General features: G+C 62.7%; 25 protein-coding genes. 9 read left to right on the plus strand and 16 right to left on the minus strand.

Features of this window, described 5'->3' with window-relative positions:
• Positions 1-201, plus strand: a complete 201-nt coding sequence (locus tag KD146_RS10930) for a heavy-metal-associated domain-containing protein (protein ID WP_212658697.1) — start codon at positions 1-3, stop codon at positions 199-201.
• A gap of 204 nt (positions 202-405) precedes the next feature.
• Here KD146_RS10930 and KD146_RS10935 read toward each other — a convergent pair whose 3' ends face one another.
• From KD146_RS10935 to KD146_RS10945, 3 genes are all read right to left on the minus strand, one after another.
• Positions 406-1,353 (minus strand): substrate-binding domain-containing protein, encoded by a 948-nt coding sequence (locus KD146_RS10935; protein WP_212658698.1) that lies wholly within the window; start codon positions 1,351-1,353, stop codon positions 406-408.
• Positions 1,354-1,420: 67 nt separating this feature from the next.
• Positions 1,421-2,440, minus strand: coding sequence for an ABC transporter permease (locus KD146_RS10940; RefSeq protein WP_212658699.1), 1,020 nt, complete (start codon positions 2,438-2,440; stop codon positions 1,421-1,423).
• Positions 2,421-3,962, minus strand: coding sequence for a sugar ABC transporter ATP-binding protein (locus tag KD146_RS10945; RefSeq protein ID WP_212658700.1), 1,542 nt, complete (start codon positions 3,960-3,962; stop codon positions 2,421-2,423). Before KD146_RS10945 ends, KD146_RS10940 begins: the two co-directional genes overlap by 20 nt.
• A 198-nt stretch (positions 3,963-4,160) precedes the next feature.
• Here KD146_RS10945 and KD146_RS10950 point away from each other — a divergent pair, with 198 nt between their 5' ends.
• Positions 4,161-5,186, plus strand: a complete 1,026-nt coding sequence (locus tag KD146_RS10950; protein ID WP_212658701.1) for a LacI family DNA-binding transcriptional regulator — start codon at positions 4,161-4,163, stop codon at positions 5,184-5,186.
• A 1-nt stretch (position 5,187) separates the two neighbouring features.
• On the opposite strand, the gene copM is transcribed toward KD146_RS10950, so the two are convergent.
• Positions 5,188-5,541, minus strand: a complete 354-nt coding sequence (copM, locus tag KD146_RS10955; RefSeq protein ID WP_212658702.1) for a CopM family metallochaperone — start codon at positions 5,539-5,541, stop codon at positions 5,188-5,190.
• A 153-nt stretch (positions 5,542-5,694) separates the two neighbouring features.
• Between copM and cobF the strand changes: the two genes are divergently transcribed.
• The 7 genes from cobF (at position 5,695) to cobM (ending at position 11,804) form a co-directional block, all read left to right on the plus strand.
• A complete protein-coding gene (gene cobF / locus KD146_RS10960; RefSeq protein WP_212658703.1) occupies positions 5,695-6,429 on the plus strand; it encodes a precorrin-6A synthase (deacetylating) in 735 nt (244 codons plus the stop codon).
• Between the two features lie 121 nt (positions 6,430-6,550).
• Positions 6,551-7,717 (plus strand): precorrin-3B synthase, encoded by a 1,167-nt coding sequence (cobG, locus tag KD146_RS10965; RefSeq protein WP_212658704.1) that lies wholly within the window; start codon positions 6,551-6,553, stop codon positions 7,715-7,717.
• Positions 7,718-7,719: 2 nt separating this feature from the next.
• On the plus strand, positions 7,720-8,352 hold the full coding sequence (locus tag KD146_RS10970) for a precorrin-8X methylmutase (RefSeq protein WP_212658705.1): 633 nt from the start codon (positions 7,720-7,722) through the stop codon (positions 8,350-8,352).
• On the plus strand, positions 8,349-9,089 hold the full coding sequence (locus tag KD146_RS10975) for a precorrin-2 C(20)-methyltransferase (RefSeq protein WP_212658706.1): 741 nt from the start codon (positions 8,349-8,351) through the stop codon (positions 9,087-9,089). Before KD146_RS10970 ends, KD146_RS10975 begins: the two co-directional genes overlap by 4 nt.
• On the plus strand, positions 9,086-9,847 hold the full coding sequence (locus tag KD146_RS10980; RefSeq protein ID WP_212658707.1) for a precorrin-3B C(17)-methyltransferase: 762 nt from the start codon (positions 9,086-9,088) through the stop codon (positions 9,845-9,847). The genes KD146_RS10975 and KD146_RS10980 overlap by 4 nt, the downstream gene beginning before the upstream one ends.
• Positions 9,844-11,049, plus strand: a complete 1,206-nt coding sequence (gene cbiE / locus KD146_RS10985) for a precorrin-6y C5,15-methyltransferase (decarboxylating) subunit CbiE (RefSeq protein WP_212658708.1) — start codon at positions 9,844-9,846, stop codon at positions 11,047-11,049. The genes KD146_RS10980 and cbiE overlap by 4 nt, the downstream gene beginning before the upstream one ends.
• Positions 11,046-11,804, plus strand: coding sequence for a precorrin-4 C(11)-methyltransferase (gene cobM / locus KD146_RS10990; protein ID WP_212658709.1), 759 nt, complete (start codon positions 11,046-11,048; stop codon positions 11,802-11,804). Before cbiE ends, cobM begins: the two co-directional genes overlap by 4 nt.
• Here cobM and KD146_RS10995 read toward each other — a convergent pair.
• The 12 genes from KD146_RS10995 to phnG form a co-directional block, all read right to left on the minus strand.
• Positions 11,801-14,248: a bifunctional diguanylate cyclase/phosphodiesterase gene (locus tag KD146_RS10995; protein WP_212658710.1), complete on the minus strand. Its 2,448-nt coding sequence runs from the start codon at positions 14,246-14,248 to the stop codon at positions 11,801-11,803. The two genes, cobM and KD146_RS10995, sit on opposite strands and share 4 nt — an antisense overlap.
• A gap of 173 nt (positions 14,249-14,421) precedes the next feature.
• The gene (locus KD146_RS11000; RefSeq protein ID WP_212658711.1) at positions 14,422-16,857 is read right to left on the minus strand and encodes a bifunctional diguanylate cyclase/phosphodiesterase; all 2,436 of its coding nucleotides are present in this window, start codon (positions 16,855-16,857) and stop codon (positions 14,422-14,424) included.
• 137 nt (positions 16,858-16,994) lie between these two features.
• Positions 16,995-18,338: a phosphonate ABC transporter, permease protein PhnE gene (gene phnE / locus KD146_RS11005; RefSeq protein ID WP_212658712.1), complete on the minus strand. Its 1,344-nt coding sequence runs from the start codon at positions 18,336-18,338 to the stop codon at positions 16,995-16,997.
• Positions 18,339-18,347: 9 nt separating this feature from the next.
• A complete protein-coding gene (gene phnE, locus KD146_RS11010; RefSeq protein WP_212658713.1) occupies positions 18,348-19,319 on the minus strand; it encodes a phosphonate ABC transporter, permease protein PhnE in 972 nt (323 codons plus the stop codon).
• A gap of 63 nt (positions 19,320-19,382) precedes the next feature.
• Positions 19,383-20,294: a phosphonate ABC transporter substrate-binding protein gene (gene phnD / locus KD146_RS11015; RefSeq protein WP_212658714.1), complete on the minus strand. Its 912-nt coding sequence runs from the start codon at positions 20,292-20,294 to the stop codon at positions 19,383-19,385.
• Positions 20,295-20,373: 79 nt separating this feature from the next.
• The gene (phnC, locus tag KD146_RS11020; protein WP_212658715.1) at positions 20,374-21,204 is read right to left on the minus strand and encodes a phosphonate ABC transporter ATP-binding protein; all 831 of its coding nucleotides are present in this window, start codon (positions 21,202-21,204) and stop codon (positions 20,374-20,376) included.
• Positions 21,205-21,395: 191 nt separating this feature from the next.
• A complete protein-coding gene (phnL, locus tag KD146_RS11025; protein WP_212658716.1) occupies positions 21,396-22,097 on the minus strand; it encodes a phosphonate C-P lyase system protein PhnL in 702 nt (233 codons plus the stop codon).
• A gap of 159 nt (positions 22,098-22,256) precedes the next feature.
• Positions 22,257-23,033: a phosphonate C-P lyase system protein PhnK gene (gene phnK / locus KD146_RS11030; protein ID WP_212658717.1), complete on the minus strand. Its 777-nt coding sequence runs from the start codon at positions 23,031-23,033 to the stop codon at positions 22,257-22,259.
• On the minus strand, positions 23,030-23,908 hold the full coding sequence (locus KD146_RS11035; RefSeq protein ID WP_212658718.1) for an alpha-D-ribose 1-methylphosphonate 5-phosphate C-P-lyase PhnJ: 879 nt from the start codon (positions 23,906-23,908) through the stop codon (positions 23,030-23,032). Before KD146_RS11035 ends, phnK begins: the two co-directional genes overlap by 4 nt.
• Before the next feature lie 55 nt (positions 23,909-23,963).
• Positions 23,964-25,052 carry a carbon-phosphorus lyase complex subunit gene (locus KD146_RS11040; RefSeq protein WP_212658719.1) on the minus strand — a complete coding sequence of 363 codons (1,089 nt, stop codon included), beginning with the start codon at positions 25,050-25,052 and terminating at the stop codon, positions 23,964-23,966.
• A gap of 1 nt (position 25,053) precedes the next feature.
• A complete protein-coding gene (phnH, locus tag KD146_RS11045) occupies positions 25,054-25,653 on the minus strand; it encodes a phosphonate C-P lyase system protein PhnH (RefSeq protein WP_249327646.1) in 600 nt (199 codons plus the stop codon).
• Position 25,654: 1 nt separating this feature from the next.
• The gene (phnG, locus tag KD146_RS11050; protein WP_212658720.1) at positions 25,655-26,110 is read right to left on the minus strand and encodes a phosphonate C-P lyase system protein PhnG; all 456 of its coding nucleotides are present in this window, start codon (positions 26,108-26,110) and stop codon (positions 25,655-25,657) included.
• Between the last annotated feature and the right edge of the window lie 29 nt (positions 26,111-26,139).

Here is a 26,139-nt window from a genome sequence, read left to right on the forward strand (position 1 = left end):
ATGACCGACAAGACCGTTTTCGCCGTCAACGACATGAGCTGCAATCACTGCGTCGGCGCCATCCGAAAATCTCTGGAAGAGGCCCTGCCCGGCGCCGAGATCGACGTCGATCTGGCATCACACAAGGTCAGCTTTACCGGCGACCGCGCCAAGGGTGAAGAAGCCATCCGCGAAGCCGGCTACACGCCTGAGGCGGCTTAGCTCGGGGATACCCCCTCCCGTCCTCCCCCTGACAGGGGGAGGAGCTGCATCGGAGCCTTGGCAACATCCCGCCCACCCACTGCACGGATTCCTCCCCCTATAGGGGGAGGTTAGGTGGGGGTGCCCAAGCAAACAAACTGATCCATCCCAATAACAAAGGGCGCCCCAGGGGCGCCCTTTGCTGTCCGTTCTGGGTATGGGAGGTCAGAACGGGCTGTCTGGGAAGTAGAACTGCTCGGCGTTTTCCTGGGTGATCAGGGGCGAGCCGAGAATATAGCTGCCGGTGACCGGACCATTGGAGATGAAGTGGTTCACCGTCACGTCCATTGCCGTGGCAATTTGGGCCGGTGGATACAGCACGTCGACGGGCACCAGCGGATCACCATCCATCACGCCCTTGACGATTTCCTTCATGCCAGCGCCGCCGACCACGAACATTTCGCTTTCGCGACCAGCCTGCTTGATGGCCTCGACCACGCCCAGCGTGATGTCGTCATCCTGAGCCCAGACGCCGTCGATATCGGGGAAGCGGCTCAGGAAATCCTGCATCACTTCAAAGCCGTCATCGCGGTTCCAGTTGGCGAACTTGTTGTCGAGCACATTGATGCCCGAGCCTTCGATCTTGCCCATGAAGGCGTCGAAGCGTTCGGTGTCGAGCACGGTGGGGATACCGCGCAGGATGACGATGTTGTCGCCATCGCCGAGGCGGGTCATCATGTACTCGGCCGAGACTTCACCCATTTCGGTATTGTTGCCCGAGACGTAGACGTCCTGGATGGACGGGTCGGTCAGGCCACGGTCGACCACGGTGATGAAGGCGCCGGTGTCGGCAACGGCGCGGACAGGCTCGGTCAGAGGCTCGGATTCAAACGGCAACACTACCAGGGCGTCGATCTGATGCACCGAGACCAGGTCTTCGAGATCGCTGGCCTGATCGGCGGGGCCGTCAGCGGTCACGATGATGATGTCGATATTGGGATTGGCGGCTTCAAGGCGCTTTTCAGCTTCTGCGGCGTGCCAGTTCAGGCCGCCCATGAAACCATGAGTTGCGGCTGGAATAGAGACGCCGATCTTGATCTGATCCTGCGCGAATGCTGCGCCGGCCAGTGCGCTGGTGGCCAACAGGCCCAGTGCGATTGACTTCAAAGACATAGCTTAGTCCTCCCTGTGTTCTGGCGCTGCTTTGGCGCCGGTTCTCCCGCCCCGTTGGGGACTTGGATTATTCGGCCTTCTTGCGTGCACCGCGGAGCGAGCCGCGCTGCAGGTAGACTGCCGCCACGATGATCACGCCCTGCACTGCCCCGTTGAGGTAGTTCGAGATGATCTCGGTGAGATTGAGAATATTGCCGATGGCCGTCAGGATCAGCGCGCCGATCACCGTGCCGCCAATGCGGCCGAAGCCGCCCTTGAGCATGGTGCCGCCAATGATCACCGCAGCGATGGCTTCGAGTTCCCACAGCACGCCGGTGGCCGATGATGCCGAGCCCAGGCGCGGCACATAGATGATGGTGGCCAGCGAGACGCACAGACCCTGCAGGATATAGGTGGCGGTCTTGACCCGGTCGACCTTGATGGCCGAGTAGCGCGCCACGTGTTCATTGGAGCCGATCGCCATGCAATAGCGGCCAAAGGCGGTGCGGTTCATCAGCACCCAGCCGATGATCGCCACGAAGATGAACACCCAGACCGGAATGGGGATGCGCAGGAAGCTCTCATAGTAGACCGGGCGATAGATATCGCGGGCACCCGAAGCCAGCGACAGCGTGCCGCCATCGGCAAAATAGGTTACCAGCGAGCGATAGATGCCCATGGTGCCGAGCGTCACGATAAAGGCTTCGATCTTGGCCTTGGTGGTGAGAAAACCGTTGATATAGCCGGCACCCACGCCCAAGATCAGCGAGCAGCCAATGCCCAGCAGCACCGTCCAGATCGAGGCGCCCAGCGCGTCCACGGCGGTATTCATGACAATGATCATCACGCCCGCGATGAAGGCGGCCATGGAGCCCACTGACAGATCGATGCCGCCTGCGGTAATCACGAAAGTGGCGCCCACCGCGATGATGCCGATAAAGGCCGAGCGGGTCAGAATATTGGTGATGTTGCCTTCATTGAGGAAGGCTGGATTGAGGCTGTAGCCCAGGATCACCAGCAGGATCAGCGCCAGCAGCGGTCCCAATGTCTTGAGATCAATCCGGAAGCTTCTGCCCGGCTTTGCAGCCTCATGCGCTGATACGCTCATCGTCCCCACCCTGCTTGATGCCTGCGGCGTACCGCATGATTTCTGCTTCCGCGATTTCGGCGCCCTCGAGCTTGCCGGCCAATCGCCCTTCGCGCATCACCAGCACCCGATGGCTAAGCCCGATCACTTCCTGCATCTCCGAAGAGATCAGGATGATGGACTTGCCCTCGGCCGCCAGTGCCGCGACGATATGATAAATCTGTTGTTTGGTGCCCACGTCGATGCCGCGCGTCGGCTCATCCATGATGATGATGTCGGGCTCGGCTTCCATGGTCTTGCCCAGCATCAGTTTCTGCTGATTGCCGCCCGATAGCTGCCCCACCTTGACCGAGGCATCGCGCGCCCGGATATCGAAACGGCGCACGGCGCGCTCGAGCGCACTGGCTTCGCTCTTGCCGTCCAGAAAGCCGTTCTTGAGGTGCTTTTTGAGCGTCAGCAGGGTCAGATTGGGTTCCAGCCCGACATTGAGCAGAAGCCCCCGCCCCTTGCGGTCCTTGGTCATATAGGCCAGCCCGGCAGCAACCGATTTGGCGACGTCGGTAAAGTCCTGCGGCGTGCCGTTGACCTCGACCGTGCCATCATCACGCGGATTGAGCCCGACAATGGCCTCGGCCACAGCAGTGCGACCCGAGCCGATCAACCCGGCAAAGCCGAGGATCTCGCCCTTGCGCAGATCAAACGAGATGTCCTTGACGCCAGGCGCCACCAGATTGCGCACCGAGAGCACTACGGGGGCGTCGACATCGGGCTCATGCTTGGGTGGATAGAGATTGGAGAGCTCGCGCCCTACCATCATCTGCGCGATGGAATCCGGGGTCAGCGCCTCGGTGCCCACCGTGGCGATCAACTGGCCGTCACGCAGCACGGTGACGCGCTGAGCCAGTTCCATGATCTCGTCAAGCTTGTGGGAAATGAAGATCACGGCCACGCCGCGTGCGGTCAGACGGCGGATCTGTTCGAACAGCGTCTGGGTTTCGCCCTGCGACAGCACGGCGGTCGGCTCGTCCATGATCAACACGCGCGCGTCGCGGCTGATGGCCTTGGCAATTTCGACCATCTGTTTGTCAGCAACCGACAGCGTGTTGATGCGTGCGTCCGGATCGACATTGACGTGCAGGGTATCAAGAATGGCAGCGGCCTGGGCCCGCATGTCGGCCAGCCGCAAGAAGCCGTTCTTGGTCAGTTCGCGACCCAGGAAAATGGAGTCGGCAACCGTCAGATGTTCAGCCAGCAGCAATTCCTGGTGGATCACCACGATGCCCATGGCTTCGGCTTCGCCATTGGGCGGCAGCACAGCGGTCTTGCCATCATAGGAGATGGTGCCTGAGGTCGGCTGCTCGAGACCGGACAGCACCTTGATCAGGGTTGATTTGCCTGCGCCGTTCTCGCCGATAATGGCGTGAACTTCACCGGGCTTGATATCGAAATCAATGCTGAACAGGACGGGGATTTCGCCGAACGATTTACTGATCCGGTGTGCGGACAGGATCGCTGGCGCGGACATGCCTTCGGCGCTGGACATCGTTGAACCCCTCCCTGAACGCGGCAGGGTTGAACCCCGTCTCTTCGCTCCTGAGACAATGATGTAAAGGTTTTCATGATTGATGTAAAGGTTTACAAACGGGAGAAACGGTATAAGCCGTAAAGGAGGGTCTGGCGCCGCGTGAGCCATCTGCTAAAGGCAGCGACAGCGGGCGTCAGTGGGCGTGCGAGGCACAGATTGCAGCACCGAAAACTGGCCACAATTGAAGACGTAGCGGCGATCGCCGGCGTATCCATCGCCACGGTCAGCCGCGCTATCAATGAGCCCACCAAGGTTGCTGACGAGACGCGTCGCAAGGTCACCGAGGCCGTTGCGCGCACCGGCTACACCACCAATGCCATGGCGCGTTCACTGCGCATGCGCCGCTCCAACATGATCCTGATTCTGGCGCCCGATGTGGGCGATCCGAACTTCTCCAATATTCTGGTGGGGCTCGAAACCGAGGCCTCCAAGCGCGGCTATGGGGTGTTGATCGGCAATACCCAGAATGATCCGACGCGCGAGACTGATTATCTGCGCTTCATCAATTCCAATCAGGCTGACGGGTTGATCCTGCTTACCGGTCACCTGCCCTATGGCATTGGCGAACAGGGCAATCCCGTGCGCCTGCCGCCCATGGTGGCGGTCAACGAACCGGTCTCCAATAGCGATGTGCCCTTTGTCGGTGTCGATAATTTCGAGGGGGCCCGCATTGCAGCCGAGCATCTGATCGCCCAGGGGCACCACCGCATCGCCTTTATCGGGCATTCGACCAGCAAGGCGGTCAACATGCTGCGCGAGCAGGGCTATCGCGCGGCCCTGAGCGGCGCGGGCATCACCATTGACCCACGGCTGATACTGGACGGCGATGGCACCACGGAAAGCGGCCGAGCGGCGACCGAGCACATGTTTGTCCGCGATGTGCTGCCCACCGCCTTTTTGTGCGTCAACGACGCCACCGCGCTGGGGGTGATCATCTCGCTGAGTGCGCGCAAATATGATCTGCCGCGCGACTTTTCGGTGATGGGATTTGACGATATTTCGTTTGCCAGCTTCGTCACGCCATCGCTGACCACCATGAAGCAGCCGCGCCACAAGATTGGCGAGGGCGCCATGGACCTGCTGCTGGCGCTGCTGGCGGGCGAGACGCCCGCCAAGAACGAAGTGCTGTTGCGCAGCGAGCTGATCGTGCGCAATTCGGTCAGTGGGCCGCGACGGGGCTGAGCTACTGGTCGCGCTTGGCCAGCCAGTCCTGCATCCAGGCGATTTCCTGCTCCTGCGCCGCGATCACTGCCTCGGCCAGCGCCCTCACCTCGGGGTCGTTGCCATGTTCGAGCACGATACGGGCCATTTCGACGGCCCCTTGATGATGCGGGATCATGGCATTGATGAAATCAAGGTCAGCATCGCCAGTATAGGTCATGGCCATGTCGGCATGCATCTTTTCGGCCATGGCTGCATAGGCATGGCTGGCCGGCATCTCGGCGCCGGACATGCCAGTCATCGCGCCGTGATCCTGCGCAAAGGCGGGCAGCATCAGGCCAAGGGTGATCGTTGCAGCAAGCAGGAGAGATTTCATCGCAAATCCGTTTGTTAGAAGACGCTGATGTGTGGCGCCTTCCCCTCTGGGAAGGTCAAGCCGAATGCGATTGGTGCGCGGAGTTGTGATCGCTTTGCCCCATCGGTAGCCGCAGTGCTTGTCAACGCCCCAGCCCTGAGGCAAGAACCGGGCATGAAGACCATTCTCATCGTGGGCATCGGGGCGGGCAATCCCGAGCACATCACCATTCAGGCCATCAACGCGCTCAACCGCGCCGATGTGCTGTTCATCCCGGACAAGGGGGCGAGCAAGGCCGATCTGGCCGACCTGCGCCGCGAGATCATCGCCCGCTATGTGACCAATCCCGCCAGCCGCACGCTGGGCTATGCCGTGCCCCGGCGCGACGCAAGCAATCCCGACTACGGCGCCGGCGTCGATGACTGGCACGCGGCACTCGCCGAGCGCTTTGCCGGCCTGCTCTCCGAAGTGCCCGATAACGGGGCGTGCGCCTTCCTCGTCTGGGGCGATCCGGGCCTCTACGATTCAACCATCCGCATTGTCGAGCGGTTGCGCCAGACCCACCCGGTCAGCGTCGAAATCATGCCCGGCATTACCTCGGTCCAGGCACTGACCGCGGCCCATGGCATTGCGCTGAACCGTATTGGCGAACCGGTCCAGATCACGACAGGCCGCAAGCTCGGTACCGTGGCCGACGACACCATCGTCATGCTCGACGGCCAGACCGCCTTCACCGAGGCCGATCCCGACCTCGAGATATTCTGGGGCGCCTATCTCGGCACGCCGGATGAAATCACCATTTCCGGCCGGTTGGGCGATGTGGCCAGCCAGATTGTCGAAACGCGCCAGACCGCCCGCGCCCGGCATGGCTGGATGATGGATACCTATCTGCTGCGCAAGCGGGACTAGGAGTTGCCGCCCGCTCTCCCCGCCCCCTTGGGGCATGGGCGCGCGGGTGGACGGTCTTGGCCCATCATCCGCCCAAAGGCAGATATTCCCCCTTGCGATCCAATCGGCTACACCACCTGCCATGTCCGCCGCCCAACCCATCGCTGCCCCATCGCCCCGTCGCCGTGGCGCCTGCCCGACGCTTGAAGCGCCGATGCAGACTGGTGATGGCCTGCTGGCGCGGCTACGCGTTGGCGAGGGGCGCCTGACGCCAGCGCAGTTACACACCATTGCCGAACAGGCCACCCATCACGGCAATGGACAGGTCGAGATCACTGCGCGCGGCAATCTGCAGGTGCGCGGGCTGACACTGACCAGCACTGCCCCTTTCGCCACCGCCGTCCGCGCCGTTGTCGACATCGAGCAGGGCCTTGTGGTGGAAACGCCACCACTGGCCGGAGACGATGCGACTGAAATCAGCGCCCCACGCGCGCTTGCTGTGTCCATCAGGGACCTTGCCGCAGCGCTGGGCGAGCAACTTGGCCCCAAGGTGACCGTGGTGGTCGATGGCATGGGACAGATCACCCGTGCCGGGCTCAAGGCCGATATCCGGTTGACCGCCATCGCGCCCCAGCATTGGTCACTGGCCATTGCCGAGCAGCCTCAAAGCGAACTGCACGAGAGCGCGGCGGCCGCTGCCGTTGTTACCGTCCTGCACAAGCTCGTCGAGCTGGGTCCAGCCGCGCGCGCCACCGATCTGGTCACACCCCGCGCATCGGCCGCCCCGTCGTCCAGCCAGACCATCGGCCAGTTCACGCTGGCCAGCGGCAGCGCAACAGGTATCGCCCTGCCCTTCGGCGCCAGCGACAGCCCGTCTTTGATGGCGCTTGCGCGCCTTGCCACAGACCATGGCATTGCCGAACTGCGTCTCGCGCCGCATCACACCCTGCTCGCGATCAACGCGCCAGCGGGTTTTGTCCACGACGCCGCCGCGCTCGGCTTCATTACCGATGCGAGCGATCCCCGCACCCGCATCAGCGCCTGTATCGGCAGTGCCGGCTGTGCGTCAGGCCTTATTCCGGCCCGCGAAATCGCCCAGCAACTGGCGTCCGCCCTGCCCGCAGGCCGCGATCTGCACGTTTCGGGTTGCGCCAAGGGCTGCGCCCATCCGCGCCGCGCTGCATTGACGCTGGTGGGTCAGGCAGGCGGTTACGGTCTTGTCATCAACGGCAGCGCGGGCGATACGCCACAGACTGTTTTGCACGCGGACCAGCTTGAGTCCGCCATCGGCCCGTCCGGGCAAGGATGACGATGACCCAATACGACTACATCAAGGATGGCGACGCCATTTATCGGCAGTCCTTTGCCATCATCCGGGCCGAAGCCGATCTGTCTGCCTTTTCGCCCGACGAGGCCGAACTTGCCATCCGCATGATCCATGCCGCCGGCTCGGTCGATGCCGCGCAGCATTTCGAATTTGGTCCCGGCTTTGTCACCGCCGGACAGGCCGCGCTCAAGTCCGGCGCACCGATCTTCTGCGACGCCGAAATGGTCGCCCGTGGCGTCACCGCTGCCCGTCTTCCAGCCAATAACGAGGTGGTCTGCACCCTGCGTGACCCGGCCACGCCGGGCATCGCACAGGATATCGGCAATACCCGCTCCGCCGCGGCACTGATGCTGTGGTTGCCGCGCCTGGAAGGCGCTGTGGTCGCCATCGGCAACGCCCCCACTGCCCTGTTCTACCTGCTCGAACTGCTGCGCGACGGCGCGCCAAGACCTGCAGCGATTATCGGCATGCCTGTGGGCTTTGTCGGCGCGGCGGAGTCCAAGGCCGCACTGGCCGAGAACTCCTATGGCGTGCCTTATGCCATCGTGCGCGGCCGGCTGGGCGGTTCGGCCATGACCGCTGCGGCGCTCAATGCGCTGGCGAGGACGGGCATATGAGCGGCAAGCTGATTGGGGTCGGCACAGGCCCCGGCGATCCGGAACTGCTCACGCTCAAGGCCGTGCGCGCGATCGAGAACGCCGATGTAATTGCCTATTTCGCCAAGCAGGGCAATTCGAGCAATGCACGCGCCATTGTCGCCGATCTGATCACCACCCAGATCGAAGAGCAGCTGGGCTATCCGGTCACCACCGAGATCGACCGCCGCCATGCCGATTACAAATCGGCCACCAGCGATTTTTACGCTGAAGCCGCCGCGCGCGTCGCCGCCCATCTTGATGCAGGCCGCACGGTGGCCGTGCTCAGTGAGGGCGATCCGCTGTTTTATGGCAGCTATATGCATATCCATGTGCGGCTGGCCCATCTCTATCCCACCGAGGTTGTGGCGGGGATCACGGCCATGTCCGGCTGCTGGTCACAGGCCGGGCTGCCGCTGGTGCAGGGCGATGACATTCTGGCCGTGCTGCCCGGCACGCTGGAAGAAGCCGATCTGACAGCGCGCCTGGGCAATGCCGATGGCGCCGTCATCATGAAGGTGGGCCGCAACATGGCCAAGGTCCGCCGCGCCATTGCGGCGGCTGGTCGGCTCGAGTCTGCCGTTTATGTCGAGCGCGGCACCATGGCCAATGGCGCCTCAATGCGGCTGGCCGACAAGCCCGATGATGTCGCCCCCTATTTCGCGCTGATCCTGGTGCCCGGCTGGAACACCCGCCCCACATCGGCAGGTGCTGCATGACCGGCAAGCTCACCATTGTCGGCACCGGTCCGGGCAATCCCGATCAGACCACGCCCGAAGCGGTCAATGCGATTGCGGCCAGCCATGTATTCTTTGGTTACGGCCCTTATCTCGACCGCCTCACCCTGCGCGACGATCAGCGTCGCGTGGCCTCGGACAATCGCGAAGAACTGGCGCGCGCCAAGGATGCGCTGATGACGGCCGCCTGGGGCGAGCAGGTCTGCGTTGTCTCGGGTGGCGATCCGGGTGTGTTTGCCATGGCGGCAGCGGTCTGCGAAGCCATTGAAGACGGCCCGCCCGCCTGGCGCGAGCTGGAACTGTCCATCGTCCCCGGCGTCACCGCCATGCTGGCTGTGGCGGCCCGCGCCGGCGCCCCGCTGGGTCATGATTTCTGCGCCATTTCGCTGTCGGATAATCTCAAGCCCTGGACGGTGATTGAGCAACGCCTGCGCGCGGTAGCCACTGCAGGGCTGGTGATTGCGCTCTACAATCCCATTTCCAAGGCCCGCCCCTGGCAGCTGGGCAGTGCATTCTCCATCCTGCGCGAAGTGCTGCCCTGGACTACGCCGGTGATCTTTGGTCGTGCTGCAGGCCGGCCCGATGAAGCCATCAGCGTGGTGAGTCTGGCCGACGCCGATCCGGCCAAGGCCGATATGGCGACCTGTGTGGTCATCGGTTCGCCCGAAACCCGCGTCATCGAGCGCCCAAATCAGGCGCCGCTGGTCTATTCGCCGCGCTCCCTTGGAGCGCCCAAATGAAGTGGCTGTCGATCGTCGGCATTGGTGAGGATGGTTTGGTCGGTCTGGGCGAGCCTGCCAAGGCGGCCATTGCCGCAGCCGAGATCGTCTTTGGCGGCGCACGTCACCTCGAACTGGCCACCCCTGTCATCACCGGCGAGCGCCAGCCATGGCTGTCGCCATTCTCGGACGCCATTGCGGCGGTGCTGATGCATAAGGGCCGCAGGGTCTGCGTGCTGGCCTCGGGCGATCCGTTCCATTTCGGCGTCGGCGCCACGCTGACGCGCCATGTCGATGCCAGCCAGATGGCAGTCTATCCGCATCCCTCCTCGTTCAGCCTCGCCGCTGCCCGGCTGGGCTGGCCGCTGCAGGATGTGCTCAGCCTGTCATTGCACGGTCGCCCACTCGATCTGATCCGCCCGCATTTGCATCCCGGTGCGCGTATTCTAGCGCTGACGTCTGATGAGAACGGCCCGACCCAATTGGCGGCGCTTTTGAGCGAAGCCGGGTTCGGCATTTCCATCGTCACCGTGCTTGAAGCACTGGGCGGGGGCGATGAGACCGTGCGCAGCCAGGTGGCGATGAATTTCGACATTACCGGTATCAACCCGCTCAACATCTGCGCCATCAGCGTCGTCGCCCTGCCCGGCGCCCGCGTTGTGCCGCTGACGCCGGGGCTGGATGACGCGCTGTTCGAGCATGACGGCCAGATGACCAAGCGCGAGGTGCGCGCCCTGACCCTGTCAGCACTGGCGCCCCGTCGCGGCGAGACATTGTGGGATATCGGGGCGGGGTCCGGCTCGATCGGCATTGAGTGGATGCTGGCCGATCCCAGCCTGCGCGCCATCGCCATTGAGGCCGATCCCGAGCGGGCCGCGCGCATTGGGCGCAATGCCAGCGCGTTTGGTGTGCCCGATCTCAAGATCGCCGTCGGCACCGCCCCCGCAGCGCTGGCCGAGCTTGGGCCCCCCCATGCCATTTTCATCGGCGGTGGCGGTTCGGATCCCGGCGTTCTCGACGCCGCCATTGTGGCGCTGCGCCCCGGCGGTCGACTGGTTGCCAATGCGGTGACGCTGGAACTTGAAGCGCTGCTGCTCGCCCATCACACCAGGCTGGGCGGCAGCCTGACCCGTATTGCCGTCGCCCGGGCCGATGCTGTCGGCTCCATGACCGGCTGGCGCCCGTCCATGCCGATTACCCAATGGGTCTGGAGCATGCCATGACTGTGCACTTCATTGGGGCCGGCCCCGGTGCGGCCGATCTGATCACCGTGCGCGGGCGCGACCTGCTCGCCGCCTGCCCGGTGTGCCTTTATGCCGGCTCCATCGTGCCACAGGAAATGCTGGCCTGGTGTGGGCCCGATACCCGCCTGATCGACACCGCCCCGCTCTCGCTGGACGAAATCGAGGCCGAATACGCCAAGGCGGATGCGGCCGGCGAGGACGTGGCGCGGCTGCATTCGGGCGATCTGTCGATGTGGAGTGCCGTCGCCGAACAGATGCGGCGGCTGGATCGGCTGGGCATTGCCTATTCACTGACGCCCGGCGTGCCGGCATTTTCGGCAGCGGCAGCCACACTGGGGCGCGAACTGACCATTCCGGCTGAAGCCCAGAGCCTGGTGCTGACCCGCATTTCGGGTCGTGCCTCGGCCATGCCCCCGGGCGAAACCCTGGCCGCCTTTGGCGCTACCGGGGCGACACTGGCCCTTCACCTGGCCATTCATGCGCTCGATCGGGTGGTTGAGGAGCTGACGCCGCATTATGGCGCGGATTGCCCGGTCGCCATCGTGTTCCACGCTTCCTGGCCCGATGAGAAGATCATCCGGGGCACGCTGGCCGATATAGTCGAGCGCTTTGCCGCCGATCCGGTGGAGCGCACCGCCATCATCTTTGTCGGGCGCACGCTGGGTGCCACCGATTTCCGCGAGAGTTCGCTCTACGATCCGGATTATCAGCGGCGGTTTCGCGGCCGCGACTAGACCACCATCTGGCCCAACATGGGCTCGATCAGGTCTTCCCAGTCAATCTCGCCGGGTCGGCCGAGCAGAAAGCCCTGCGCTTCGCTACAGCCTTCGACACGCAGCACCTCAAGCTGGGCGCAGGTCTCCACGCCTTCAGCCAGAACCGGCACCGACAGGCTCCTGCCCAGCGCCAGAATGGCGCGGACGATCGCCTTGGACTGTTCGTCGTGATCAACCTCGGTCATGAAGGAGCGATCGATCTTGATCTTGTCGAAGGGGAAGCTGCGCAGCGTGTCGAGCGAGGAATAGCCGGTGCCGAAATCGTCAATGGCGATGGAGACACCCATGGCCTTGATCTGGCGCAGGATATGGAGCGCGCGCTGCTTGTCGGCGATGATCGAGGTCTCGGTGACTTCGAGCTCCAGCAAGGAAGGCGACAGACCGGTTTCAGTCAGGACGTCGCGCACGGTATCGATCAGATCGAGCGAACCCAGCTGCACGCCTGAAACATTGACGGCGATCTTGCGTTTTTCGGGCCAGCTGGCGGCATTGCGGCAGGCAGTGCGCAGCACCCAGGTGCCAATGGCGGTAATGGCGCCGCACTCTTCGGCCACCGGAATGAAATCGGCGGGCGAGACCATGCCGTGGCCGGGGCGGCTCCAGCGCAGCAGCACTTCATAGCCAGTGATCTCGTCGGTCGCGACCGACTTCTGCACCTGATAGACCAGCGAAAACCCGTTGGTTTCCAGGGCCGTCCACAGATCCTTGGCCATGGCACGCCGCTGGCGCGCATGCTCGTCCATGTCGTGTTCGTAGTAGCAAGTACGGCGATCAAATTCGGCTTTGGCGCGATACATCGCCAGATCGGCATTGTTGAGCAGGCGCGAGCGGTCCCCACCATCTTCGGGGAAGATGGCCACGCCGATGCTGGCCGAACTGTTCACGGTGACAACATCGGTCTCGATCCGCGTAAACAGCGCGCTTTCAATGCGGGCGATGAAGTCGCGCAAGGCATCCATGGAGGTGAACATCTTGAGCGCGGCGAATTCGTCGCCACCCAGACGCGCCACCACCTCGCCCTCCTTGAGGCCCGTGCTCAAGCGTGTTGCCAGTGCCTTGAGCACCTGGTCCCCCACCTGGTGGCCATAGGTGTCGTTGATTTCCTTGAACCGGTCGAGGTCGACGGCGATGACGGCAAAATTCTGGTCGGTTTCGCCTGCAGTGTGCAAGGCGTGATCGAGCTGTTCGTTGAACGCGGCGCGATTGAGGATATTGGTCAGCGGATCATGGTAGGCCAGATGGGAAATGGCGGCCTGCGAGCGCTGCTCGTCGGTCACGTCATCAATCGTGGTCACCCAGCCACCATCGGCAATGGGGCGGTGAACGAAGCGCACAATGCGCCCGTCATCAAGGGTGCGCAGATAGTCTTTGACTTCACCGCGGGCGATCCCGGCAATCAGTTCATCGATCCGCGTTTCGGCTTCCTGCTGTTCGGCTGTCGTATTGGGCCGGGATGCACCCTGCATGGCCAGCGAGAGATCCCGGAAATGACCGCCCACTGCATCGTCGCCAATGCCCTGGGCCCGGATCAGATCGGTGGCGGGCTGATTGTGAAACCGCAAATGGCCGGTATTGTCGAACAGACACAGGCCCTGCGCCATGTGGGTGGTCGCCAGTTCGAGCAGCGAGGTGACCTCGTTGATCCGCGCGGCATCGGCTTCCTGCCGTTCCTTTTCGCGCTGCGTGCGGCGGCGATCTGCCTCGTCGAGCAGCACGCTGCCAAAGGCTGCACCCAGCACCAGGAGCGAAATCAGGGCAACGCCGCCTGACAACCAGCCGCTATTGATTTCCCCGCCAGCGCTGAGCGGAAAGCAGCGCGAGAAGTCGGCGGCGCCCATGGCGGTGAAGTGCATGGCGCAGATGGCCAGGGTCAGCAGCAAGGCCCCCGTCAGCATGCGGCCATTCATGGCCGCAACGAAGGACAGGCCACCCAGAAGCATGCCGGCGATAACCGACAGGGCGATCATGCCAGTGTTCCAGCCAATCGCGCCGCCCATGACCAGTGCGGCAATACCGGTATAGTGCATGCAGGAAATGGCAATGCCCACGACCGCGCCACCGAGGAATTGATCGGCCACACTCTGGCCGCGCGCGGCCATCGCAATGCCGACGCCACAAATGCCGATGGCAATCAGCAGCGAAGCGCCGGTCAGCAACAGGTCATAGCTCAGGGTAAAGCCGGGGCGCAGCGCCAGCATGCCAATAAAATGGGTGGCCCAGATGCCCAGACCAACGGCGAGGGCAGCCACGCCAATCCAGATCACATGCATGCGGCCGGTGGCGCGGCGGGCGTGCCGCAGCAGGCTCACGCAGGCATAAGCCGCCACCAGACAGACAATAGCAGCCAGCCCGACAAAGCGCGGGTCGTGCTGCTGCAGGAAAAAATCGACAAAAGCGAACACGCGCGGGGCCTAATTCGACTGACAGACGCCACTTGGCGCCGCAATTGCCGCAAATCTAGTCCGCGCGGCTTAAACTGATGTTACGCAACAAGGTTTCTGAATTCTCACCAGATGGCGGTTCCGGCATGTTTGCCCATGCTCTGCTCCCGTTGCAGAGCCACTGGCATGTGGCGCTAGAGCCGCATTTTGCGCAGCAAGGGCGTGACACTGCTGGTCCACAGGATGTCGCCAGGCCGCCCCAGGAAATAGCCCTGCGCCTCGTTGCAGCCTTCCGCGCGCAGCACATCAAGTTGACTGCTGGTCTCCACGCCTTCAGCCAGAACCGGGACCGACAGGCTTTTGCCGAGCGCCAGAATTGCCCGGACAATCGCCTTTGACTGATCATTATTGTCGACATCGGCCATGAAGGAACGGTCGATCTTGATCTTGTCGAAGGGGAAGCTGCGCAGCGTGTCGAGCGAGGAATAGCCGGTGCCGAAATCGTCGATGGCAACCGACACCCCCATGGCCTTGATCTGGCGCAGGATATGCAGCGCCCGCTGCTTGTCGGCGATGATCGAGGTTTCGGTGACTTCCAGTTCCAGCCGCGATGCGGCCAGCCCGGTCTGGAGCAGGACATCGCGCACCGTGGTGACCAGTTCCATCTGGCCGAGTTGCACGGCTGAGATATTGACCGCGATCTTGTATTTTTCGGGCCAGGCTGCAGCAGCATAGCAGGCGGTACGCAGGACCCAGGCGCCTATCGCGGTGATCGCGCCGCTTTCTTCGGCAATGGGAATGAAGTCCATGGGCGGCACCAGACCGTGTCCCGGCCGGTTCCAGCGCAGCAGGACCTCATAACCGGTGATCTCATCGCTCTCGACGGATTTCTGCACCTGATAGGCCAGGTGAAAGCCGTTATTCTCGACCGCAAGCCACAGGTCCTTGCTCATGGCACGGCGCTCACGGGCATATTCGTCCATGTCGTGTTCGTAATAGCAAAGACGCCGGTCAAACTCGGCCTTGGCGCGATACATCGCCAGATCGGCATTGTTGAGCAGGCGCGAGCGGTCGCCGCCATCATCGGGGAAGACGGCCACGCCAATGCTGCCCGCCGTGCTCACGGTGACCTGGTCGGTGACAATACGGGCAAACAGCGCGCTTTCGATGCGGTCCAGAAACTCGCGCAGGCTTTCGATCGAGGTGAACATCTTAAGCGCGGCAAACTCGTCCCCGCCCAGTCGGGCGATTGTCTCGCCTTCCTTCAGGCCTGTGCTCAGCCGCGTGCCGAGGGCCTTGAGAACCTGATCACCCACCAGATGACCATAGCTGTCATTGATTTCCTTGAACCGGTCCAGATCAATAGCCACCACGGCGAAGTTCACATCCGTCTCGCTGGCGATGGAGACGGCGGCGTCGACGCGCTCATTGAACGCCGCGCGGTTGAGCAGGCTGGTGAGTGGATCATGATAGGCCAGATGGGCAACCTGGGCCTGCGAGCGCTGCTCGGAGGTCACGTCGTCAATCGTGGTTACCCAGCCGCCATCGACAATCGGGCTATGCTGAAAACGGATAATGCGCCCGTCATTCATGGTGCGCATGTAATCACAGGTTTCGCCGCTGATAATCTTGCTGATGATGCCGTCAATGCGGTGCTCGGCCTCTTCGCGGGGGGCGTCGGCAACCGGCCGGGAAGTGCCCTGCAGTGCCAGCGCCAGATCGCGGAAATGCATACCGATCAGATCATGGTCGCCAATGCGATCGCCGAACAGGTTCGAGATCCGGTTATTGTGAAACTCCAGATGGCCATCGCGGCCGAACAGGCACAGGCCCTGCGCCATATGGGTGGTCGCCAGTTCGAACAGCGTGGTCACTTCCGTGATCTGTTCGGCGTCCGCCAATTGGCGCTGACGCTCGGTTTCGGCGCGGCGACGATCGGCCTCTTCGAGCACCATGCTGGCAAAGGTGATGGTCAAGGCGATCAGGGAGATTACCGTGACGCCGACTGACATCATTTCGCTGGTGATCTTGCCGATGGCTGGCAGCGCCGAACAGTTGGAGAAATCTGCGGCCGCCATGGCGCCGAAATTCATGCCGTAGGTCGCGACGCCCAGCAACAGGGCGCCGGCCGTGATATGGCGCCGCATCGCCACCACAAAGGCCAGCCCTGCCAGCGCCATGCCGACGATGACCACCACCGTGAGTAATGGCAGGTTCCAGCCGATCGTACCGCCGATCACCGTGCCAGCGCGGCCAAATATCTGAATGGAGGCCATGGCGAGACCCACCACGGCGCCGCCCAGGAACCGAATGCCGATGCCGTCACCGCGCGTTGCCAGCGCGACGCCAGCGCCGCTGATCAGAACGGCAACGAGCAGCGACAGATCAATCGCCCCCGGCGTGAAGCTGATGGCGAAGCCTGGGTTCCAGGCCAGCGCGCCGATAAAGTGGGTCGCCCAGATGCCCAGCCCTATCAAGACGCTGGCGACACTGATCCAGATGGCCTGTGCGACGCCGGTGTGGCGCTGGGACTTCCGCAGCAAATTGGTGCTGCCATAGGCGGCGACCAGGCAAACCACAGCGGCCCAGGCCAGAAGGCGGGGATCATGAGCGGGAAAGAGAGAATTCATTGAAGAAAACACGGTGCCGCCTTTACCAGAGCACCCTTACCTTAAAGACCCGCACTTAAGCTGACGTTACAAGACGGGGATAACCAGATGTTACCTTCCGCCGAAGAATAAAAAGAATGGACGCATCCGGATGTCGCTCAATGCGCTGCCGGACCGGTCAGACGCGAGCGGATCGCATTGGAAATATTGTCGAAAATGAACACCACGATCAGGATCAGGATGACCATATAGGCAACGTTCTCCCAATCCTGATTGGTGCGCATGGCCTCGATCAGTTTGAGCCCGATACCCCCTGCCCCTACAGCGCCGATAATGGTGGCCGAGCGGGTATTGCTCTCCCAGAAATATAGCGCCTGACTGACAAAGACCGGCAGCACCTGGGGCACCACACCATAGCGGTGCACCGCCATGCCCGATGCACCGACGGATTTGACGCCTTCGCGCTGGCGATCGTCGATGTTTTCGAGCGCCTCGGTATTGGTCTTGCCCAGCGTGCCGGTGTCGGTGAAGAAAATGGCCGCGATACCCGGAATGGGCCCCGGGCCAAAGCCACGCACGAAGAACAGTGCCCAGATCAGCATGTCCACCGAGCGCAGGAAGTCAAAGGCCCGTTTCATCAGCCAGTTGCCGGGGCGATTGGCGGTGATGTTGCGCGCGGCAATGAAGGAAAGGGGAAAGGCCAGCAATGCGGCGAACAGCGTGCCGACAAAGGCCATGACGATGGTCTGGAGCAGCTTGTCATAGACATCAAGATGCTGCCACTCGGCATTGTAGAGAAACTCGACCGCCATCAATTGCACATTGGGCATGTCGGGCTCAAAGCGCGGCGCCACGGTGATCGCCCGCCAGACCTCGGCGGCGGTCATGCCAAAGAAATGCGAATTGGTATCGAAGAAGAAATTGGGCCAGCCCAGAAAACGATGACGGACATAGACCTGGGTATTGCGGATCTCGGCCTGCCCGACAAAGCCGTAGTCGACCGTCACCCGGCCTCCCTTGAGCGACATGGCGGCGGGTGCATCGACGGGCAATAGCGCCCCATCATCGGTAATGGGCACGTCATAGCGCTGGCCGTCGACCACCGCGACCACGGCGGTCGGGCTGATCTCGACGCTATTGGCGGGGCTACCAAAGCTTGTCACATAGCTTTTGGGTCCGGTCTGCTCGATCCAGTCGGGATCGGGATTGTCGCCCAGCAGCGAGCGGGTCCATTCGAGTTCGACACTGTCATTCTTGAAGCGGAAGCGCGGCGTGGCCTCCCAGGAATACCAGTCCGCAATATAGATGCTGGCGCGGGCCCATTGGGCATTGGCCAGCACGCCCGAGATATCGAAGAAGAAGAAGCAGAACACCAGATAGGCCGCCGTTCCCAGCGCCACCAGCGGCACGGTCAGGCGCTGCTGCAGGGGACGATGAAACACGGCGCCGTGGCGGGCCTTGAGGGCAAGAGCCTCACTGGCGGTCATTTGCATGCTGGACATGTGTTTTCCTCAACCGCCGAACTGGAAAGCAGACGGGCCGACCAGACGCTTGCGCAACGCGCCGGAGATCGCGTCGATGCCGATAATGGTGGCAAACAGCAGGATGATGATGGCGTAGGTCTTGGCGGCATGATCGCGGCCAATCGAGAGCCGGAACACCTCGCCAATGCCGCCGCCGCCCACCGCGCCGATAATGGTGGAGGCGCGCACATTGATTTCGGCGCGCAGCAAGGCATAGGAGACGAAGTTCGGCATGACCTGGGGCACGAAGGCGAAGCGGACGCGCTCGAACCAGTTGGCCCCCACCGAGCGCAGCCCCTCATCGGCGCGGCCATCGGCATTCTCGGTGACTTCGTAGAACAGCTTGCCCAGTGCACCCACCGTATGCAGGCTGACCGCAACAATAGCACCGATCGGGCCCACCGAGAGGATGGCCACCAGCATGCCGGCGACGACGATTTCGGGGAAAGCACGCAGCACTTCGAGAAAACGCCGCACCACGAACCGGATCGGGCGTGACCCGGTCACATTGCTGGCTGCCAGAAAGCACAGGCCAAAGGCAAAAGTGACGCCGAAAATGGTCGAGACCAGCGCGATATTGATCGTCACCAGCATCTGGTAGAAATATTCGGGCAGATAGAAATCGCCGAGCAGATAGACCCGGCCTTCCTCGTAATTGTACTTGAACGAGCCATCGGCCAGCGGCGAAGGCAGATCGAACAGCGCGCGCACGATTTCCATCGCCTCGTCGGGCTGAAAGTGAATGAAGAAGTCGAAGAAATAGGGCAGCCGGTCGAAGAAGGCGCCAGCGTTTGACGCATTGGCAAACCAGAGCGAAGCGGACAGCACCACCAGCAAGGCGCCCCCGACCAGCAGCGTATAGAGCCGTCTGGTGCGCAGCAGGGACCGGTAGTGCGCATGCACCACGCCCAGTTCCCTGGAAAGCGGGGCCGGATTGCCGGGAAGGATGGTCTCGCTCATGGATCGCCCTCAAAGAATGGCGGCGGCGTGTGATCACGCCGCCTGCCGGTATCGGATTGGCGATCAGCCGCCGATGGTTGCCTTGCGAGCGTCGATGATCGGCTTGTAGAAATCGGCGTCGACGGGGGCATAGCCCTTGTAGTCGCCGCGTTCGATGCCGCTGAAGCACTCGTAATTGGTCTCGGGCAGATTGGTGTAGAAGGCGACGATCTTGTCCTTCATGGCCTGCGGCAGGTCCGAGCGCATCACATTGGGACCATTGGGGATCAGCGGCGAGAGCCAGAGCTGGGTCACGTCTTCCATGTCCAGCATGCCCTTGTCGGCCATCGAGCGGGTATTGCCCGAGCTATAGCCTTCGGAGAATTCGCCAACGCCCGACGTCCAGGTCACAGCCACATCGACCTTGTGGTCGAGCAGGGCGAGAACGTTGTTCTCGTGGCCACCATTGAACGAGGTTGCCGAGAAATACTCGTCATTGGCCATGCCGGTCTGTTCGGGGAGGGTCACCAGCGGGATGAGATAGCCCGAGGTGGAGTCCGGATCGGCATAGCCCAGGGTCTTGCCCTTGGCCGCTTCGAGGGTGTCGATGCCCGAATCCTTGCGGGCCAGCAGGATCGAGTGATAGCCCATGGCGCCGTCGAGCTGGACGGTGGTGTTGAAGGGCTCAACGGCTTCGGGGTCGGCCAGATAGACCTTGGCAAAACCTGAAGCACCCAGACCGGCGATATCGAGCGTGCCGCCGAGCAGGCCCTGGATTACACCGTCATAGTCAGCTGCGGGGAACAGTTTGACTTCCTTGACGCCCAGCGCTTCTGGCAGCAGGTCGATCAGGCACTGGTTGTTGGCGAGACGGTCGGTCTCGTTTTCGCCGCCAAGGATGCCGATGCGGATTACATCCATTTCCTGGGCGAAGGTCGGTGCAGTGACGCCAGCGAGCGCGATGCCGGCGAGCAGGACGGTACGAATTGCGGTCATGGAAGTCTCCTTTGGTGACGCAAAGATGTCGACGGACTGCCGGGCTGGGCCCGTTGTGCAGCCGCGGAACGCTTGAATTTCAGAGGGCGTCGGCCAGTTCGCGGGGCTTGGCCGTGGGCCGCCGGGCGGGCTCGATGCTGGTGGAAGTCATGGCTTCGGAGAAGGCGTCTTCGAGCCCCTCGGCACCGTAGAGCTGGCGCGCCACATCGGTGGTCAGTTGCTCGGGTGTGCCGTCAAACACCACCCGGCCTGCCGCCATGCCGATGATGCGACCGCAATAGGCGCGCGCAGTATCCAGGGTATGCAGATTGGTAATCACGGTCAGGCCCTGCTCGCGATTGATGGCGTGCAGGCTGTCCATGACGATCTTGGCATTGCGCGGGTCCAGGCTCGCGATCGGCTCATCGGCCAGGATCATGCGCGGGGCCTGCATCAGCGCCCGAGCAATGGCCACACGCTGCTGCTGGCCACCGGACAGGGTCTGGGCCCACTGGGTGGCAGTCTGGGCGATGTCGAGCCGTTCGAGCGCCTGGAGTGCCCGCAACTGCTCAGCTTCGGTAAAAATCTGCAACAGCGACAGCAGCGTCGAGCGATGGTTGAGCCGGCCCAGCATCACATTGGTGATCACATCCAGACGTGGCACCAGATTGAACTGCTGAAAGATCATGGCGCAATCACGTTGCCAGTTGCGCAGCGCCTTGCCGCGCAGCGCCGAGACCTCGACGCCATCAAAGCGGATGGCGCCCTCGGACACATTGGTCAGCCGGTTGATCATTCGCAGCAGGGTCGACTTGCCGGCGCCTGAACGGCCGATAATGCCGACCATCTGCCCCTGCGGGATTTCCAGATTCACGTCGCTGACGGCAAGCTTGTCGCCGAAGCGCCGCGAGACATTTGAAATCGTAAGCATCAGCGCCCTCGCTGTTGAACTGCGGCAGACCTAGGGCGGCGACGTGAAGCTGGGATTACACTGGGGTGACGGTTGCGTGACGATGCACAAGAGCGCAATTTGGGAGCCCGGAACGGGCAAAAACGCCCCTGGGATCGATGCCAGGGAGCGCTTTTGAGTGCCCGCTCTACCTGATCGTGTGCAATAGGGGCCTACGCAACGATCCTGGGCGCAAAGGCAGTCACATCGAGAATGCGGTCGGCGACCTGCTCGCGCACTTCCTCATCGTGGAAGATGCCCAATTGGGCGACACCTGCCGCCTTTTTCTCGGCAATCATGGCCACCACAACGGCCCTGTTGGTGGCGTCGAGCGAGGCCGTCGGTTCATCGAGCAGCAGCACCGGATGGGCGGTGATGAAGCCGCGCGCAATATTGACGCGCTGCTGCTCACCGCCTGAAAAAGTCGCTGGCGGCAGGCTCCACAGCCGTTCAGGCAGGTTGAGCCGGGCCAGCAGGTCGCGCGCCCGTCCCTGCGCCCGTTCGCGTTCAACGCCGCGAATAACCAGCGGTTCGGCCACCACGTCGAGCGCGGAAACGCGGGGTACGGTGCGCAGGAACTGGCTGACATAGCCGATGCTATCGCGCCTGAGCGTCAGCACGGTGCGCGGGTCGGCACTGGCCAGATCCACCGGCTCACCATGGTGGCGCAACACGATGGTGCCAGCATCAACACCATAATTGCCATAGACCATTTTGAGGATCGAACTCTTGCCGGCCCCCGATGGTCCGCCCAGCACGACGCATTCGCCGGGCTGGACGTCGAAGGTCACATTGTCGACCACCGGCAGCACCACGCCATCGCGCAGGTGCATGGTGAAGGTCTTGGCCAGATTTTTCACGGATAGGGCGGTCATTGGATAGCTCCGCAGATGTGTAAGAAACCCCCACCTTGGTCCCTCCCCACAAGGGAGAGGGAGAAGACGGGGCAACGATCGGTGGCACAGTGTCGTCCGCGCACTGGACAGGCTTCCCTCCCCCTTGTGGGAAGGCAATGAGGGTGGAGGATCTCATCCTCACACCTGCAAGATCGAGGAGACGAGCAATTGGGTATAGGGCTCGCGCGGATCATCCAGCACCCGGTCGGTCAGACCGGATTCGATGACGTGGCCGTCCTTCATCACCATCATGCGGTGGCTGAGCAGACGCGCGACGGCCAGATCATGGGTCACCACTATGGCCGCCAGTCCCAACTCCCCAACCAGTCCGCGCAGCAGATCGAGCAGGCGGGCCTGCACCGACACATCAAGGCCGCCAGTGGGCTCGTCCATGAACACCAGGCGCGGCCCGGTCACCAGATTACGGGCAATCTGCAGGCGCTGGCGCATGCCGCCAGAAAAGGATCGCGGCTGATCGTCAACACGGTCGGCGGCAATCTCCACCCGACCGAGCCAATCGAGCGCGGTGGCGCGGATATGGCCGTAGTTCCGGTCTCCCACTGCCATCAGCCGTTCGCCGACATTGGCACCAGCCGACACCGTCATGCGCAGACCATCGGCGGGGTTCTGATGCACAAAACCCCAATCGGTGCGCACCAGAAAGCGGCGCTCGGCTTCGCTCAGATCGTAGATATTGCGCCATTGCTCATCGCGCATGCGGTAAAGCGTCCGGCCCGCGCTGGGCTCGAGCGTCGCCGAAAGCGAATTGAGCAGTGTGGTCTTGCCCGAGCCGGATTCCCCGACAATGGCCAGCACTTCGCCGGGCCAGAGCGCGAAGCTGACATCGGCACAGCCCAGACGGCTACCGTAATATTTGGTCAGACCCTCAACCTTGAGAAGCGGTTCGGCGCTCATTGGGCTGCCTCCTGTTGCACGCCCAGGGCGCCGACATGCCCGGCTTCGCGGCGTTCCTCGCAGTTATCGGTGTCCGAGCACACATACATGTGCCCGCCATGGTCATCGAGAATGACCTCGTCGAGATAGACCTGTTCGGCGCCACACAGCGCGCAGGGCTGTTCGAAATGCTGCACCTCGAAGGGATGGTCTTCAAAGTCCAGACTGACCACTTCGGTAAAAGGCGGAATGGCGTAGATGCGGTGTTCACGCCCTGCCCCGAACAATTGCAGGGCGGCACTCATGTGCATTTTGGGGTTGTCGAATTTGGGGGTTGGCGAGGGGTCCATCACATAGCGCCCCTCGACTTTGACCGGATAGGCATAGGTGGTGGCGATATGGCCGTGCCGGGCTATGTCCTCATAGAGTTTGACGTGCATCAGCCCGTATTCCTCCAGCGCGTGCATCTTGCGCGTCTCGGTTTCGCGCGGTTCAAGGAAGCGCAGCGGCTCGGGGATCGGCACCTGATAGACCAGGATCTGCCCCTGCCCCAGTGCCCGTTCGGGAATGCGGTGGCGGGTCTGGATGATGGTGGCCTGCGCAGTATGGGTGGTCGTGGCGACCTGCGCTACCTTGGCAAAAAAAGCCCGGATCGAGACCGCATTGGTGGTGTCGTCGGCGCCCTGATCGATGACCTTGAGCACATCATCGGGCCCGATGATCGAGGCGGTCACCTGCACCCCGCCCGTGCCCCAGCCATACGGCATGGGCATTTCGCGGCTGGAAAACGGCACCTGATAACCGGGAATGGCGATGGCCTTGAGGATGGCCCGACGGATCATCCGTTTGGTCTGCTCATCGAGATAGGCGAAATTGTAACTCGTGACGGCGTTCATGAGTGAGCCTGCCAGGTTGGGAGGGGGTGGGGCCACAGGCACAGAAAACCGGGCATCATTCTGCCGCCTCCCTGATCCCTGCCGTTTCATGTTCTGCCCGCATGCGGCGGATCAGGTCGAGCTCGGCCTGGAAATCGACATAGTGCGGCAATTTGAGGTGTTCCACGAAGCCGGTGGCCTGCACATTGTCGGAATGGGCAATGACGAATTCCTCGTCCTGGGCAGGGGCGACAATGTCCTCGCCAAATTCACGCGCCCGCAGCGCGCGATCCACCAGCGACATGGCCATGGCCTTGCGTTCAGCCTGCCCGAATACCAGGCCATAACCGCGCGTGAACTGCGGCGGCAGCTTGGCCGACCCCTTGAACTGGTTGACCATCTGGCATTCGGTGACGCGGATGCGGCCCAGATTGACGGCAAAACCCAGCTCGGGAACGTCAAATTCGACGTCGACCTCGCCGATGCGGATCTCGCCGACGAAAGGATGGCTGCGGCCATAGCCGCGCTGGGTGGAATAGGCCAGTGCCAGCAGGAAACCCTCATCGCCACGCGCCAGAGCCTGCAGGCGCAAGTCACGGTCGAGCGGGAAGTCCAGCGGCTCGCGGGTCAGATCGCCCACCGGGCGATCCGGATCGGTTTCGCCATCGGGCTCCATCAGCCCCTGGCGCCCCAGCAAGTCGGTAACGCGCGGCGCGGCGACAGGGGTTTCCTCGCGCAGGATCGGGGCTGGCACATCGCCATCGACAATTGATGGATCGAGCAGGCGATGGGTGTAATCAAAGGTTGGGCCCAGCATCTGCCCACCAGGCAGGTCCTTGAAGGTGGCCGAGATGCGTCTTTCGATCAGCATCTGCCCCGTCTCGATGGGCCGGGAATAGCCAAAGCGCGGCAGCGTGGTGCGATAGGCGCGCACCAGAAAGATCGCCTCGATCAGATCGCCACGAGCCTGCAGCAGCGCCAGCGCCGCCAGCTCGGTATCATAGAGCGAGCCCTCGCCCATAGCGCGGTCGACGGCCAGCCCCAATTGCTCAACAATCTGGTCGAGGCGCAGGCCGGGCACGGAACGGTCGCCGCGGCGGCGATCGGCCAGCAGGGCATGGGCGTTGGCAATGGCGGCCTCACCGCCCTTTACGGCTACATACATCTCAGCTTCCTTCCACAATGCGGGTGGAGCGCGGCAGGCCCATGACCTGCCCATCGGCCACCAGCAGCAGATCGATGCCGCGCGGGAACAACGCCCGATTGGCGGCCCATTGCGCACGGAAATCCTCGGGCAGGCCAAGCGGGCTAATATGGAGCGTGTCCTTGATGCCCGGGCCGCGCAGGGTCAGCGCCGCGCCACCATGCAGCGCTGGCACGGCGAGCACGATGGTGGTCGAACGATCAGGGTATTCCTGGGTACCCAGATTGAACTGGTCCAAGGCGGGCAAACGTGTTGCTTCGCCAGCAATGGCGAAGACCGCCTTTTGCGGGTCGCTCACCAGTGGCGCGCCAGCATGAAACGCCACGAACTCCAGAACGGCCGTGTCGGCGCGCAGCACGTCATCGAGCCAAATGGGGCTGTCGTGATCGCTCAGTGTGAGCAGTACGCTCACCAATTCGGTCGACATGCTGTCAGAAATGGGTGCAGGTGTGACCAGGTTTTGCACTGTTCCGGGGTTGGCCAGCGCAGCCATCACGGCGCGGAACGCAGCCCCCGATTGCAGCACGGGATCGGCAAATCCGCCTTCAAGCAGCGTGTCCATTTCAGTTATCCCCTCGCACCATGGTGAAAAAGTCGACCTTGGTGGCCGCTGCTTCGCCGCGCCGCACGGCATCGTTTCGCTGCGCAAGCTGTTGCAATGGCGCGATAATCTGCGCCTCTACCGCCTCAGGCCGGGTCTGCCAGAGCGCGTCGATCACCGCGATGGCCTGTGCCTTGGCCAGATCGCGCCCCAAACAATACCCGTGCCCAATCTGACCGGTTATAATGCGGACGCTGGCCCGGCTGACACTGGCTTCGCCCATATTGAAGGGGGCGCCGCCACCACCGGCCCGACCGCGCACCATAACGAGCCCGACCTCGGGTCCGCGAATGGGGGTATAGTCGGGCTTGTCGGTCCAGGCGTCCCAGACGGCGGCCAGTTCGCGGGCCGGCGCGCTGGCCAGCGTATCGAGCGCTGCCTTGCGCCGGGCCTGATCGCTGCTCATTGCGGTTTGCATGCTTGCCTCGATTTGTCTAATCTACTATA

Origin of the sequence: Devosia litorisediminis (genome assembly GCF_018334155.1) — a bacterium.
Lineage (GTDB): Bacteria > Pseudomonadota > Alphaproteobacteria > Rhizobiales > Devosiaceae > Devosia > Devosia litorisediminis.

Coding starts and splice junctions, on each gene's coding strand:
- KD146_RS10930 (WP_212658697.1), top strand. CDS start 1: ATGACCGACAAGACCGTTTTCGCCGTCAACGACATGAGCTGCAATCAC.
- KD146_RS10935 (WP_212658698.1), bottom strand. CDS start 1,353: ATGTCTTTGAAGTCAATCGCACTGGGCCTGTTGGCCACCAGCGCACTG.
- KD146_RS10940 (WP_212658699.1), bottom strand. CDS start 2,440: ATGAGCGTATCAGCGCATGAGGCTGCAAAGCCGGGCAGAAGCTTCCGG.
- KD146_RS10945 (WP_212658700.1), bottom strand. CDS start 3,962: ATGTCCAGCGCCGAAGGCATGTCCGCGCCAGCGATCCTGTCCGCACAC.
- copM (WP_212658702.1), bottom strand. CDS start 5,541: ATGAAATCTCTCCTGCTTGCTGCAACGATCACCCTTGGCCTGATGCTG.
- cobF (WP_212658703.1), top strand. CDS start 5,695: ATGAAGACCATTCTCATCGTGGGCATCGGGGCGGGCAATCCCGAGCAC.
- cobG (WP_212658704.1), top strand. CDS start 6,551: ATGTCCGCCGCCCAACCCATCGCTGCCCCATCGCCCCGTCGCCGTGGC.
- KD146_RS10970 (WP_212658705.1), top strand. CDS start 7,720: ATGACCCAATACGACTACATCAAGGATGGCGACGCCATTTATCGGCAG.
- KD146_RS10975 (WP_212658706.1), top strand. CDS start 8,349: ATGAGCGGCAAGCTGATTGGGGTCGGCACAGGCCCCGGCGATCCGGAA.
- KD146_RS10980 (WP_212658707.1), top strand. CDS start 9,086: ATGACCGGCAAGCTCACCATTGTCGGCACCGGTCCGGGCAATCCCGAT.
- cbiE (WP_212658708.1), top strand. CDS start 9,844: ATGAAGTGGCTGTCGATCGTCGGCATTGGTGAGGATGGTTTGGTCGGT.
- cobM (WP_212658709.1), top strand. CDS start 11,046: ATGACTGTGCACTTCATTGGGGCCGGCCCCGGTGCGGCCGATCTGATC.
- KD146_RS11000 (WP_212658711.1), bottom strand. CDS start 16,857: ATGAATTCTCTCTTTCCCGCTCATGATCCCCGCCTTCTGGCCTGGGCC.
- phnE (WP_212658712.1), bottom strand. CDS start 18,338: ATGTCCAGCATGCAAATGACCGCCAGTGAGGCTCTTGCCCTCAAGGCC.
- phnE (WP_212658713.1), bottom strand. CDS start 19,319: ATGAGCGAGACCATCCTTCCCGGCAATCCGGCCCCGCTTTCCAGGGAA.
- phnD (WP_212658714.1), bottom strand. CDS start 20,294: ATGACCGCAATTCGTACCGTCCTGCTCGCCGGCATCGCGCTCGCTGGC.
- phnC (WP_212658715.1), bottom strand. CDS start 21,204: ATGCTTACGATTTCAAATGTCTCGCGGCGCTTCGGCGACAAGCTTGCC.
- phnL (WP_212658716.1), bottom strand. CDS start 22,097: ATGACCGCCCTATCCGTGAAAAATCTGGCCAAGACCTTCACCATGCAC.
- phnK (WP_212658717.1), bottom strand. CDS start 23,033: ATGAGCGCCGAACCGCTTCTCAAGGTTGAGGGTCTGACCAAATATTAC.
- KD146_RS11035 (WP_212658718.1), bottom strand. CDS start 23,908: ATGAACGCCGTCACGAGTTACAATTTCGCCTATCTCGATGAGCAGACC.
- KD146_RS11040 (WP_212658719.1), bottom strand. CDS start 25,052: ATGTATGTAGCCGTAAAGGGCGGTGAGGCCGCCATTGCCAACGCCCAT.
- phnH (WP_249327646.1), bottom strand. CDS start 25,653: ATGGACACGCTGCTTGAAGGCGGATTTGCCGATCCCGTGCTGCAATCG.
- phnG (WP_212658720.1), bottom strand. CDS start 26,110: ATGCAAACCGCAATGAGCAGCGATCAGGCCCGGCGCAAGGCAGCGCTC.